Source organism: Shewanella sp. YQ_9 (assembly GCF_043103185.1).
GTDB classification, from domain to species: Bacteria; Pseudomonadota; Gammaproteobacteria; order Enterobacterales; family Shewanellaceae; genus Shewanella; species Shewanella algae.
The window spans coordinates 31,771-44,011 of sequence record NZ_JBICJO010000002.1 but is presented as its reverse complement, the minus strand read 5'-3'; the positions used below and the strand labels follow the sequence as shown (position 1 = coordinate 44,011).

The window sequence follows — 12,241 nt, the reverse complement described above, 5'->3', positions numbered from 1 at the left end:
GTGTGTGGCCCCTCCAAACTTAATATTTGATCTGACTGACCAAGTTGGCCACATCGTTATCCATTGTGCTCAGGTAGTGCTCTGTGGACGATACCCGGGCATGTCCCAACGCCTTACTGGTCACGTTCAGCTTCGAATCCAAGCCAACCATGGCCATAGCGAACGTTTTCCTGAAAGAGTGACTGGATAGCTGAAAGTTAAGCCTCAATTCCATGGCCACGGTCTTGAGGATCCTGTTTATCCACTGCGCGGTATACGGCTTCCCAGTCTTGTCAGACGACTCAAACAGGTACTGCTTACCCTCTTGGAGACTGAGAACATCATCTATCACATCACGTAAGGCCTCACCGACATACACTGTCATAGTCGCCCTGGCTTTGGCTTTTGCCGGCGTGGCCCCTTTTGTGATGAGGTGGTTGTAGACCTTCTGTTGAACCACATCAAAATGACTGCGTATTACTCCGTTGATTAGAACGTCAGAAGGCCTTAGCCGCGAAGAATCGCAATAGCGCAAGCCAGTGAGTGCCTCGAGCTCGAGCTGCAGCGCTATAACCGGGTTAATTGAATCTACTCGGCGCAATATCTGCCGGCACAACTCTTTATCACGTATCGGATCCGCCCGTTTCGCTACCATGAGTTACTCCCGGTCCTTTTTCTGCAATTTGCGAGCCTGGTTAATAACACTCTCCACATAGAAAGCATCAAGCTCTTTTGGTTGTTCTCCGTTCCGCAGCTTAGCGTTTTCCTCCTGCAGGCGCCCCACCAGCGACAGCAGAGACTCAATTGCCTGCAGTTCCTCTGAGTTGGTAATGCCAAGGTACGCAGCCAGACCTTTCGATTTCAACTGGTTCGCTACGATCAAATCGCATCCTTTCAGTTGCCGGTCTTTCAGTTCAGGGCGATTGAATGAAGAAACCTTATCTTTTGTGCAATTCAGGATCTTGGCCATTACAGCCTGGCTCAGGCCAAGCTGTATCCGCAGTTCCTCCATGTCTCCGGCGGCCATGGGCTCCAGCTTGGGCAATAGGTCGTCATTGAAATTGCTCGCATCAAACCTCAGCGTTTTTCGATTCATTGAATATATCTCCTGACTACACCAACAACAGCGCCGTGAAGCTCTTTCAGCACTGAATAAGGGAAGGAACCCATATCAGCCAGGATCTCTGATATTTCTTCTTCCATTTCAACTTGCTCCTTCTCTTTCCTGGCTTCATCACTGAAAGGACAAGCAAACTGCTGATCTCTAAACGATACCCCGCTACCTACAAGCAAGCCGGTACTGATCATGTACTGTTGTCCTAGTTCATCCGTAATTCGCTGTTTTCCTATCGATTCTACGGTATGGACAATGATTTTTCTTGAGTATTTCTGCCGATAGTAGAGCTTGTCTCCTACGGATAAATCCCCTAAAAAGGACATATTCACCCCCAAAAATAATGCCGTATTATATACATCAATGTATTTTATACACCATCGTATTTAATACATCAATAGAGGGGGTAAAAAAGCCGGGAAGAAACCCGGCTTTTACGTTACTTTTTTAACTCCATCAATATTCGTTCCGCTATCCACCTGACGACAGGCACCGCCTTTGAGTTTCCTAAAGCTGCATACCTGGCACCATCCGGGGCACTGACCAATCTTGCCTCCTTGCCACCATCACACTTATTGCACCCAAACGCACCATATCTCTGAGGGTACTCATTACCACATTTGCATTTGTACCAGGAAATGTTGGTATAACCATCATCAAAACCTTGCAAGCGTTCACATTCTAGAGGGATCAAACGGCGAGCGTAAGATGCGTAGACAACGCCATGACGATCAGTGGCAGTTTGACATGGTGAAATATTTAGCATTGGCTTAACAGAGTTCCCACCATTTTCAGGGAGTCGTCCAATCCAATTACCAGGGATCCCATAGCAGATATGGGGTATTCCTTGCCCTGCTTTCCCTCCCCCTGTAGTTAAGCAGCAAGAAGTTTGGCCATGTCCAGATTCAAACCTTAACTCTCCACGGCTGTTTTCAGCGAATGCAACCGCATTTTCTTGACCATTGTTTCTCCCTAAACAATGAGCAATGTCATAGCTAACAATGGGATCTTGTGAGCCATGAATGCATGCAATTGGTGCTTCATGTAACACAGTAAGCGTGGGGCAAATTTCTGTATTTATCTCTGCATTAGCCTGGCCATGAGCCATGCAGATAGTAGGGGTTAATCCGGAACCTCTCTGACTAAAAATCTCTTGGTTACTGGCTCCAATCCCCCCCGTATTAAATGACTGGCTTAATGTTGGATGTGGAGAATTGGGATCGTCCCAGTGGCTTGGGCTTTTAATGCTGCCTCCAACATTATTGGAATTTTCTTCCCTCGGGCCTCTGCTCGGCGCAGAATCCCTTCGCACGCCTTCTTGCTCAAATAATACTTTTGCGGGATCAAACCCCTTTCTAGCACTTGCGACAACAAACACACGCTTGCGTCGTTGGGCCAGTCCGAAATATTGGGCATCGAGCACCCTCCACGCCACTGTTCTTTTGGGGCCAATAACACAACCTGCGACCGGCCACACTGCTCGATGTGAATTGGTTTTGCTGTCCCACTTCCAGCCAATATTGCTTTTCTTTTTTTCTGGTTGGTTTCCGAAAGTAAGGGGTCTAGCTTTTCCGCTAGACAAATCAGCCAATGAGAATTCGCCGGCGAGGAGCCCGAGGAACCACCCGAATGCATTATCTTTGGTTCTAAGGACTCCTGGAACGTTTTCCCAGAGGCAGAAAGCTTCGCCTTCCCCGTTACTTCTTCTTGCATTATCAATTTCATTCAAAATTTCCCCAAAGGTAAGAGTCAACTGGCCCCTGTCATCATCTAGCGATTTCTGTTCACCAGCGACACTAAATGCCTGACAAGGCGTGCCACCGATTAAGCCGATGGGGGCCGGTATTTCCCCATTCCGGATCTTCGATGCTATCTGAGTCATGTCGCCAAGGTTAGGAACGTCAGGCCATCGCTCAGCGAGAACCATGTTAGGAAAGTGAGATATTTCACTAAACCAAGCTGCAGTAATGCCAAGAGGCTCGCAAGCGGCAGATGCAGACTCAATACCGCTACAAACAGAACCAAACTCTAGTTTTTCGTTTACCACGTAACAAACCAATAAAAAACAAATGTTTTGTTAGGATAAACCCGGATTTTTAGGATGGGAAAATTTGAAGATTTTAACCCCCCTATTTTTGGGGGGTTAACTCTTTAGCCAGCTCAGAAATAGTGTCCCTCTGTGCCGGCGACAGCTGGCGGTAACGCAAGGCCTCGGACACATCCCGAGCCGCGGCCGCCAACTCAACTATCGAGGAGTCCACCACCTGCCTGGCGAACAACCACTCAGCCACGGCATGAAACTCATACACAGGACTTTGAGTTGCACCTTTATAAACCGGAGCCGGGAACCCTCCAGGGCCACGCTGGCCTGCTGCATACCTGGACAACGTGGCTCGATGTACTCCCGTCACTTCGCTTATGTCACTTATAGATAGAATTGAGCATGTATCTGCAGACTCGATACTGATCCCTTCGACATACTCCAACTCTTTGATAGCCCTGGTTGCCACCGTTCTATAGAGTTGCGGCTCGATTGAGCACGAAAAAACAAACCGATCTGCTGCGGTGGCCACTTCCATTGGTACGGAACAATCCAACTCCATCAAGCTCTTTACGCGCTCAAAATCATCAGGATCCGTGCCTGTTGGTCTGGATATTAGAACCAGTTTATATGTAGCCATCAGTGAATAGCCTCGCCGGCAGAGAACAGCAACGGCTGGATCTTGGTATCTTGGGCCGCGATTTCTTGTTCAGTTGTCACCAGGCAACTCCTTCTCTTGAATATCAATTAATGGCAACATCCGTTACCAACCAACCCAAACCTAACCTTACCGGTGACCACTGTCAACAACTGTTACCAATCAAAGGCAAGGTGCGGGTTTTTATGGGGTTTTCCTCTTTAGCGACCGACTCTAAATGAAACACCGACAAAACACACAAGTCATTGTTTGTAATTGATATTTGATGTTTTGAATTTTGATGATTGAAACTGGAACCTGTTTCAAGAATACCTATTCTTGAAACTCGTTAGCCCTTTTCTTGAAAACTGACGACAAACACCCCGCCAAACTCTCCAGATTTCACATAGGAGCGTGTATTTTTAGGTGTTTTTTTGCTCAGGTTTGAATTGTATTAAATACACCAATGCTTTTTATACAATACCGTATAAAGTACAGCATCATATTTCTGGTGGGCGCCTCGAGAAACTGACCTCAACTTTAGATAAGTCGATGCGCAGTCTTCCGCTCCTGGAGGGGAGGCTTAGATACTCTTTGGTAAATGATAGCTTCCTATGACCGAACACTTCTCGCAACTGGGATATGCTGGCACCGGCATTAAATGCGGTTCGACCGTATGTGATCCGGAGAACTTCTGGTGTAACTCGGTCAATACCAATTTCGGAACTCGCTTTAACCAACTGGTGATGAAACCATTGTCGAGTTATTCCAAATATTTCATCACCATCCGAGGATTTCATAGCAAGACTTATTACTGATGATGCAATACTATTTAATTTAAACCACTTGTTACGAAAAGGTACTGATATATTTCCGGCTTCATCTTTCTTAATTGATTCCTTGTTCAGCCTTAATATCTCAGATATTCGCAGAGGAACATTGACGGCAAACGCTAACAGTAAAGCCTCTGTTCTGGCCCCTCGGCCTACAAAGTAAATATACATATCTGCCAGCTCTGAGGCTTCTAGCATTTCTTAAACTGTTCCAATACAAAAAACCCATACTCTAATTATGCACAATCTCAGGGGATTGCATGCTAACCCCCAGAGGGTTTCTCATAAATGCCGGGTTTTGTACCAAAAATCTACCACCAATAACAGCAAAAAAAGCGGTTGAGCCATAAAAGCCCCTGATATGTCTCAAAAAAAGCGATTTCGACCATAGCAGGCTATCAAACCATTTCTGACTATGGTAAATAAGTTTATAATCTAGACTTTGTTAGGAATATACTAGGCGTTAGCCCAAGTATCTAATCAGGCGGTATCTTATGAAAGACATTCAACATCAATTAAACGCTAACCATCCCTCCATGCAGCCCACACGCGATTTTTCAGTATCTGATATGCCTGTGCCGGTACTGCAGGCGACACCAGAGCTTGTTCGAGAGGCCTGCTCGGATGAATCGATGGAGGATGCAATGGAGCAAGCGCAAGTTTTAATCGGCGACACCCACCACCAGCACCGCATATTTCCGACTATGTTAACCATCCTATCCGCAAAATACGGCGTTCCAATTCCTGATTTGTTAATGGCTACTGCTGATTACTTAGACAGTGTTGAATTTCAAATCGTCTATGAGCATTACAACTTTGATGAGTGATAACCATGCCAAGTGACCATCAATTCATGCAAGCTGCAGAGCATGTCGGGGCGCTCCTCTGCGGTACCATATTGGGCTCAGTATTACCGCTCTTTATCCCTGTGGAACACCTGTTACTGACCTTCCTTTCCGCTGTGGCCATAACCTCGCTACTGATTTGTTTTAGCGGGAAAATGCTTAGCAGAGCTATGCTGCTACTCTGCTCTTTCTCAACAGCGACAATCATCACCACATCAGCAATCCACCTATCGGGTAGCATCATAATTTTAACAACCATCCTACCTTTGCTTGTCGGTGCGTATACAGCTAACAAGATCATCCAAAAAACTCGTTACTGAATGCTCGTAAATGCCACAAGAAACAGTGCTTTTTCTTGTGGCACTATTAAGTTTTAGTTAGGATAACGACTAACTACAGGAGGAGCCCATGCGCGAACCACTTGATCTTTACGCTGACTTTTTAGAGTTTCGAGAGGACTTTATTAACACAGCGATAACCACCAGCGTTTACACCGAATCTCGAGGTGCGATAGGTCGCGTCCGGCCGCTGGTGAGAATCGAAACGCCTGAGCAACTGGATGAGGTTAAATCTCAAATTAATCAATGGGACAACTATGTCTCGGCTCTTTGTGCAGCTGATCCAATCAGGTTTCAACCTGATAATAAGAATTTCAGCCCAGCTCCAAAGATATTGGGTGAGATTACATCGCTTTCAGTTACTGAAAATATGGCGGTTTCAACTAGATTAATAACCAGAGAGCGAATCATCCAACGATTAACCTCTCTTTATAATCGTGAATATTCTCTTGTTGACGACCCTGATAATAATTCAAGGGTTAAACGACTCAAAAAGGAAATTGAATTTTTCCAAGATGAGAAAGAGGAAAAATACAGAATACGTTCAAACGGATACAAAGAGTCCCTTGTTATTTATAAGCAACCTGGAGACAACAGGGCCAAAAAAATGAGAATCCCCTTATCGGGGCTTTTTTATTATGACCCGGACAAAACCATTCCGCTGACAATGCCCAAGGAGATTGGCAGGGCTAAGCCCAGGTTCGACTCTACTTCATCACTAAGAACTAACCCTATCCCCTGTTCTTTGCCATTCGGCGGATGGCTCTATAGAGAGTCAGATCTCGAGACAGGACGCAAACAAGCTAAGGAATTGGCCAAATTCCAGGCCAAGAAAGAGGAGGATGAGCGAAAGGCCCGGGCAAAAGCTCGTAAAGAACGCGAGAAACAAGCCAGAGAGGACGCAAAAGCTCACCGTGACAGAACGGCAGCAACAAGTAGAGATAAGCGCTCAGAGGCCATAAAAGACAGCCTCAGCGAAGCGAAGGAACGCGCCAAAGCCGGTACCAACGAAGGATAAGCGCCAAGGATGGCCCTGCTTACAGTGATACCCCTGTAGCCCACGCTGTTGACGACTCCCGTTCTTCCATTGTGCGCTCATCAGTAATCATTGAAGCAGGGACATAGGACGCCAAAAAGAAAAAGCAGTAAGTATCCATAATGTCGGGGCTTTTTATCCCCATCTTCTCCCGCATCACTTCCTTCGAAACGATCTTCCACCGTCCCATTTCATCAATAAGCCACGGCAGCCGGCTACCCTGCGCCCGGGTTTTTGCGCTGCCATCAATCCGCATACGGCCTGATTTGATGGCATTTGCCGCCTGGATATGCGCAAACGCCCTCAGATTGACATACAGGCGCCGATCACTCTTGCTGAAAGGTGGTAATCCCCAGCGAATACGCTGAACTGGGATGCCGGCATTTTCCACCAGCGTTGCCGTTGCCGCGCCAATCCCGTCACCATCTATCACAACGCTGATATTTGGATATTTGTCTGAATTGACAATGTTGATTATCCGGTACGCCAGAGCAACAGGCTCAATTGTTCCCGGGAACTCAATCACTTCCTCTTTGACGACTTTTCGCTGCTCTCTATCACCGGACACTCGCCCGATGTTTATCACCGAACTATCCCGACCATTACCAACGTCCACTGTCATCACCCACCCCCAATCAGCCGCAAGTCGCGGCTTGGCCACCGCAGCTTTACGCATTTGATCAGAGCTAATGAGATAGCCTTTAAGAGACTTGGGGAATAACCCGCGGACACGGATCATGTACTGCACATCATCACGGTTACAACCGCATTTGACGAACATATCAGCGATAAATTTTGGTCTTACAAAAGGCGATTCCTCGGAGTTGAAGATCAGCCTTACCCACTTGGCAGCCATCGCTGGAATGTTGTGGGTTTCCCAGAAATACCCGCTATCCCTCGTAGGCTGAGACAGCAGCACAACCCGGTTATCTTCTTCTGTTAGAGAGCCGTCAATATACTCAAAGGCTTTGTTGCTTAGGCCGCTGGCCTCATCCACAATCCACAGCAAGTGTTTACCATGTTCGCCAGCCAGTGATTCTTCATTACCAGGCCGGCACGACTTCATGCCCAACGACCACATGGTACCGCTGGTGTTCTCATAGAACATTTCTTCTGTGAGCGTGAAGTAATTCCCAATCCACGGCAGCCGCTCGCAAAGCTTCTTATAGTAAGCCTTGACGTTCTTCATTACGCCGATCTTCACCTGGTCTAGTTTGTTTGCCACCAGGATTACTCGGCCATTTGGATGAGTAAGCAAAAAGATCAACACAAGGCATGCAATAACAGATGACTTGCCGGTACCGTGGCCTGAACTGACCGAAACCCTTGCGCCAACCTTCTGGGCCGCGGCAATTAACTGCACTTGCTGGTGGGACGGAAGAAAGCCGAATAGGACAATGCAAGCCTTCAACCAATTGAACCTGAACTTTTTAACCAGCCAGGGAAAGCGGGGATCCGAGCGAACACTCTTAATGATTGCCAAGGCTAATCTTCCTCGTCCCAATCAGGATCAAAGTCAGGCTCATCGCTATCACTTAGATGCTCAATACCTGTGTACCCCTCCGAATACTCATCATCACTCACAGCATCTGCAGCCTCCGCGGCGGCCTTCTCTTTGGCAAACAACTCTGGGAGCGCCATGGCCCTCTCTATGAGCTCAGCCTCCCACTTATTCGCTTGTTCTTCGTACTCGAGAACCAGGGCGTCCAACTCATCATCAGACATACCGCTATCATCAACCTTGGGCGCCATCAGACTAATTTCCTTCAACGCCTCCTGAATAAGCAGTGGTGGCGGCTTTAGGGCCGCAGCCTCAATCTTTCTAACCAGCTCATAAGCCGGCATATTTGCATCGCCATTCTCATCAAACGTGCGTTCAGACATTATTTCGGCAAGAGCTTTCTTGTCCTTCGCCTCTCGCTCCAACCTGCTCAATTTCGCGTATATGTCGGCCTCGGCTTTGGCCGCCTGGGTAGATGCCATTGATATTGTGCTAAAGGCATTGCTCAGGCCTGGGGAAGCGCCCCACAGTGCTTGTCGAAGAAGGTCTTCCCTAGGGATTATCTTTTGATTCTCGTCCCGGGGCAGATCTGATTCAGGACAAGTTTTTATCACCTCTATCCGCTCATTAAGAAGCCGAGTCATTTGCAGGTATCTAACAGTTTCCAATTTGATCAGGCCTGACACATCGCCAACAGCCATGGCAGAGACAACGCTTTTAATATCTTCATCAGCATTAACCAGTTCCATGTATGCTCCGGTCGATACTGCAGCTGTGTTACCCCTCTGGAACAACCCGCCATTGCCGATTTGCATGTCGCTGGATTGGTCGCGGAAATCCTGTTGTGATCTAGTTGTTAACCGTTTCGCCGCTCTGGGATCAATGTCATTGGAGATCAGCCTCTGGCGCGAGTTGCTTTCCGGTTTGTCACTGTTTTTATTGGATTTTGCTTTTGATGTGGCTGATCGCTTACGGGGTGATCTAGTGATCACCTGATCACTATTGCGATCACTTTGGTGATCACTCTTTGCCACGCCTTTATTAGTTCCTTTAGCCCTTTTGCCGGCATTCTTGGTTTCCAGGAAGATAACCAGCTGCTTATCACTCATTGCCTCACCAAGCTTTGCGAGCTCGCCAAACTGCCTGCGGCCCGTATTGACGTTAATGCCTCGAGCCTTAAGGAATGCCGGCGCACTGATCCCTGAGCTCCTGGATTCCTCCAGAAACTCTTTCCTCAAGTAGTACCATTCGAGTTGTGATTTTGGGGGCTCGCTAACTGCCATCGTAAGGGTGTATTTGGCTATTCCTAACAAATTAGCCTTAATGATAATGAGATCAGAGGCATTTGGCGATCAAAGACACCACGAAAGGAAAATGGCACCTAAAAATGACAATCCATGTCATACAAATGACAACTTAATGCCATTTAGTTGTCGTTTATAGATGAAAAAACAACTAAAACGATAGAGTCACAAGATAGAGCCCCAGCACAGTTTGACAAATTTATGTAATTTTACGGGCATTTATTGTCATTCATTTGGCACAGCTATTTTAATCAAACACAAAAGGTGCTAACTTTGGGGTGTTTTGGCAAAAACAACCACTTAAAGGATAGAAGATGACTGATAAAAACAAGACTAAACAGGAGTTTATACATACTGTTGCTGTAGATGATGGCTCCGGGAATATCGCCTATGCGTACTATGATGAGGCCGGAGAACTGCATGAGGACTATAGACCCTCAATAATAGAGAAAGGTGCAGGCGCCGGCGCCAACGGCCTATCTCCAAACATTTGGGAATGTGAATCTGGCAATCGTTATACAGTCAGAACTGCATCATCTGAGCCAGAGAACACATGCAACCGAGAGTACCAGACCAGTGAAGTTAACCGCGTACTGATCGCCAACACACTTGCTGATGCTGGCCTGGGTGGCAAGAGGATAAACATCGGTTGCACTATTCCGACTGAGCACTTCTACAACAAAAATGATCCGATGAACCCCATCGACTATGAATTGATAGAGCGCAAGAAGGCCTCGATCCTCTCCCCTGTCACTAGCCCATTTGGCGATAAGGACAGCCCAATATACGAAAGCGTTAAAGTCTATCCAGAAGCGATTCCCGGGTACCTGTATGCATCGCACGATGAAAACGGGATGAAAGAAGAATACCAGTCAGACCAAAAAACGCTGGTTGTCGATTTGGGACGATTTACTGATGATCTGGCCATCATTGGCCCAGGGTTTGAGGTATTAGACTATTCAACCCGTTCACACGGCGTCCATAAGATGATTGACCACTTCCACGGCCTTCTGCAGCGTCACGCATCTGAGTTGAATCTGAGCTCTGTCAAATCAATGTCATTCACTGATCTTGAAAGAATTATCAATCAGGGATATATCGGTTCAGCCTCAGAGAAAGAGAGCGCCGTGAAGGCCAGAAAGGATGTAACAGGACTCATTGCTGAGTCGGCTCAGTACCTGGCGAACCTCATCAAGCAAGACATAGATGAACTGACCGAGAATAACCTCGATACATTTGACCGCATCGTGTTTATTGGCGGTGGCGCTTACTGGCTTGGTGAGATAGCTCAACGCTGGTTCCACACAGTAGACATTCCAGCTGAGCCGGAAATGGCTATTGTTCGCGGGGTTCACTTGCTGTTGCAATCGGGTAACTAACTATGACCTCAGAACGCAATAAATCTCCAGTAGCTCGGTACCAACTTAAGGTTGGCCATGATGATGCCGAGGGCCGGTTTGCCAAAGCTTACACAAGCGGGGACTACGGCAAGTCTCCCTTGGTAACGGCATGCCTTATCGGCGGATTTATGCTTAAAGAAACGGGGCTGCTGGACATAGTAACAATGCTGGACAAAAACCCAGCATACCGCAACCTTTCCCCCTTGGAAAAACAGGCGTTACTTGCTAGAACTCTGGCCGGTGTAGCCAAAACAGCTGAGGAGTTAGGTGTTTCCAAAGTGGCTGACGAATTAAGCCATGAACCCATAGCCGCCACTGCGGAGCCTAAAAAGGAACAAAAGGGAGCTGTCAGGCCAAGTTTCAAGCTTCCTAAAATGGGACAGTAATAAAAAAGCCGCTTTATAGCGGCTTTTCTTTTTGGTGAGTGGATAGATTATTAGGCGTTGCCGCTTTTGAATGCCACTTATTTCCCAAAACTGTTAGGCCTAACCACAACATCTGGGAGCTCGCCATTCGACAAGCATTTATCGTTTATGGCCGAGGCGCACGACTCGCAATAGTACAGTGCCATATTTGATGATTTTGACGGGCTACAAGCCCCCCGAACTTCACATGAGGGGGTAGCGCAAACACCGTGCTTACTACCCTTTCCAGGCCGTTTCCGTATTGAATTAGGCATTATTCTGAGCGCCTTCTTGCCCTGGCGCTTCATCAGCAGCGACCTTTTCACTCGACAGTGATTCAGTTGCCGGCGCAGGTTCACCGGAGGACAGAACAAAAAGACTTTGGAATACTTTTGCCGGCAACCATGTTTCGTGATGTTCAGCGCTAAACGCATTGAATATCACCAGCCATCCTTTATCGTCTGGGTTCTCGCCAGGTGGGATCTTCCATCCGCGATAAGCGTTATATTCTCCCCTGGACATAGGCTTGCCTACGGCTTCCGTGTGAAGAACAGTGAACCGTTCCATACCTTGAGCTGCTTTGAGTGCAGCAGAGGCGTTTCTTGCTATTTCATCCAAACTTTCAGAGCAGATGCTGCCGCAGTTGGCCAACTCAAGTAACGCATGTTTGCTTTCATCGTATGTTCTAGCTCCGGTGGCTTGCATGTACCTTTCGATGTAGAACATCGCCAAGGAATGAGCTTCTTGCTGTGAGACAAACTGGCCTTGTGAATTAAGGCCTGGAGCAGATTTTTCATTATTCATATCAA

At 47.2% G+C, this 12,241-nt stretch carries 13 protein-coding genes; 4 read left to right on the top strand and 9 right to left on the bottom strand.

All coding sequences use genetic code 11. The annotated features are described in order from the left end of the window. Positions 1-19: 19 nt before the first annotated feature. From ACF8D4_RS00885 to ACF8D4_RS00860, 6 genes are all read right to left on the bottom strand, one after another. Complete coding sequence (locus ACF8D4_RS00885; RefSeq protein ID WP_335919825.1) at positions 20-634, bottom strand: tyrosine-type recombinase/integrase; 615 nt, start codon at positions 632-634, stop codon at positions 20-22. A gap of 3 nt (positions 635-637) precedes the next feature. Beyond that, on the bottom strand, positions 638-1,075 hold the full coding sequence (locus ACF8D4_RS00880) for a hypothetical protein (RefSeq protein WP_335919824.1): 438 nt from the start codon (positions 1,073-1,075) through the stop codon (positions 638-640). Beyond that, positions 1,072-1,419, bottom strand: a complete 348-nt coding sequence (locus ACF8D4_RS00875; RefSeq protein ID WP_208251562.1) for a hypothetical protein — start codon at positions 1,417-1,419, stop codon at positions 1,072-1,074. Before ACF8D4_RS00875 ends, ACF8D4_RS00880 begins: the two co-directional genes overlap by 4 nt. Positions 1,420-1,532: 113 nt before the next feature. Next, positions 1,533-3,140, bottom strand: coding sequence for a DNA cytosine methyltransferase (locus ACF8D4_RS00870; RefSeq protein ID WP_392468199.1), 1,608 nt, complete (start codon positions 3,138-3,140; stop codon positions 1,533-1,535). Positions 3,141-3,222: 82 nt separating this feature from the next. After that, positions 3,223-3,402, bottom strand: coding sequence for a hypothetical protein (locus tag ACF8D4_RS00865; RefSeq protein WP_392468196.1), 180 nt, complete (start codon positions 3,400-3,402; stop codon positions 3,223-3,225). An 869-nt stretch (positions 3,403-4,271) separates the two neighbouring features. Next, complete coding sequence (locus ACF8D4_RS00860; protein ID WP_208251558.1) at positions 4,272-4,802, bottom strand: tyrosine-type recombinase/integrase; 531 nt, start codon at positions 4,800-4,802, stop codon at positions 4,272-4,274. A gap of 296 nt (positions 4,803-5,098) precedes the next feature. On the opposite strand from ACF8D4_RS00860, the gene ACF8D4_RS00855 reads away from it, so the two are divergent. After that, positions 5,099-5,431 (top strand): hypothetical protein, encoded by a 333-nt coding sequence (locus ACF8D4_RS00855; RefSeq protein ID WP_345868322.1) that lies wholly within the window; start codon positions 5,099-5,101, stop codon positions 5,429-5,431. 426 nt (positions 5,432-5,857) lie between these two features. Beyond that, complete coding sequence (locus ACF8D4_RS00850) at positions 5,858-6,805, top strand: hypothetical protein (RefSeq protein ID WP_208251554.1); 948 nt, start codon at positions 5,858-5,860, stop codon at positions 6,803-6,805. Positions 6,806-6,824: 19 nt separating this feature from the next. On the opposite strand, the gene ACF8D4_RS00845 is transcribed toward ACF8D4_RS00850, so the two are convergent. Next, a complete protein-coding gene (locus ACF8D4_RS00845) occupies positions 6,825-8,306 on the bottom strand; it encodes a terminase (protein ID WP_208251553.1) in 1,482 nt (493 codons plus the stop codon). 2 nt (positions 8,307-8,308) lie between these two features. Continuing rightward, positions 8,309-9,637 carry a hypothetical protein gene (locus ACF8D4_RS00840; RefSeq protein ID WP_392468191.1) on the bottom strand — a complete coding sequence of 443 codons (1,329 nt, stop codon included), beginning with the start codon at positions 9,635-9,637 and terminating at the stop codon, positions 8,309-8,311. Positions 9,638-9,942: 305 nt separating this feature from the next. Here ACF8D4_RS00840 and parM point away from each other — a divergent pair, with 305 nt between their 5' ends. Together parM and ACF8D4_RS00830 are read left to right on the top strand one after the other, a co-directional pair. Next, a complete protein-coding gene (gene parM / locus ACF8D4_RS00835; protein ID WP_208251551.1) occupies positions 9,943-11,007 on the top strand; it encodes a ParM/StbA family protein in 1,065 nt (354 codons plus the stop codon). A gap of 2 nt (positions 11,008-11,009) precedes the next feature. Continuing rightward, positions 11,010-11,414 carry a hypothetical protein gene (locus tag ACF8D4_RS00830; protein ID WP_208251550.1) on the top strand — a complete coding sequence of 135 codons (405 nt, stop codon included), beginning with the start codon at positions 11,010-11,012 and terminating at the stop codon, positions 11,412-11,414. Positions 11,415-11,699: 285 nt separating this feature from the next. Here ACF8D4_RS00830 and ACF8D4_RS00825 read toward each other — a convergent pair whose 3' ends face one another. Continuing rightward, a complete protein-coding gene (locus tag ACF8D4_RS00825) occupies positions 11,700-12,236 on the bottom strand; it encodes a hypothetical protein (RefSeq protein WP_392468187.1) in 537 nt (178 codons plus the stop codon). Between the last annotated feature and the right edge of the window lie 5 nt (positions 12,237-12,241).

Excerpts from the sequence above, each read along its gene's own strand:
- ACF8D4_RS00885 (WP_335919825.1), bottom strand. The coding sequence starts at position 634 with ATGGTAGCGAAACGGGCGGATCCGATACGTGATAAAGAGTTGTGCCGG.
- ACF8D4_RS00880 (WP_335919824.1), bottom strand. The coding sequence starts at position 1,075 with ATGAATCGAAAAACGCTGAGGTTTGATGCGAGCAATTTCAATGACGAC.
- ACF8D4_RS00875 (WP_208251562.1), bottom strand. The coding sequence starts at position 1,419 with ATGTCCTTTTTAGGGGATTTATCCGTAGGAGACAAGCTCTACTATCGG.
- ACF8D4_RS00860 (WP_208251558.1), bottom strand. The coding sequence starts at position 4,802 with ATGCTAGAAGCCTCAGAGCTGGCAGATATGTATATTTACTTTGTAGGC.
- ACF8D4_RS00855 (WP_345868322.1), top strand. The coding sequence starts at position 5,099 with ATGAAAGACATTCAACATCAATTAAACGCTAACCATCCCTCCATGCAG.
- ACF8D4_RS00850 (WP_208251554.1), top strand. The coding sequence starts at position 5,858 with ATGCGCGAACCACTTGATCTTTACGCTGACTTTTTAGAGTTTCGAGAG.
- parM (WP_208251551.1), top strand. The coding sequence starts at position 9,943 with ATGACTGATAAAAACAAGACTAAACAGGAGTTTATACATACTGTTGCT.
- ACF8D4_RS00830 (WP_208251550.1), top strand. The coding sequence starts at position 11,010 with ATGACCTCAGAACGCAATAAATCTCCAGTAGCTCGGTACCAACTTAAG.
- ACF8D4_RS00825 (WP_392468187.1), bottom strand. The coding sequence starts at position 12,236 with ATGAATAATGAAAAATCTGCTCCAGGCCTTAATTCACAAGGCCAGTTT.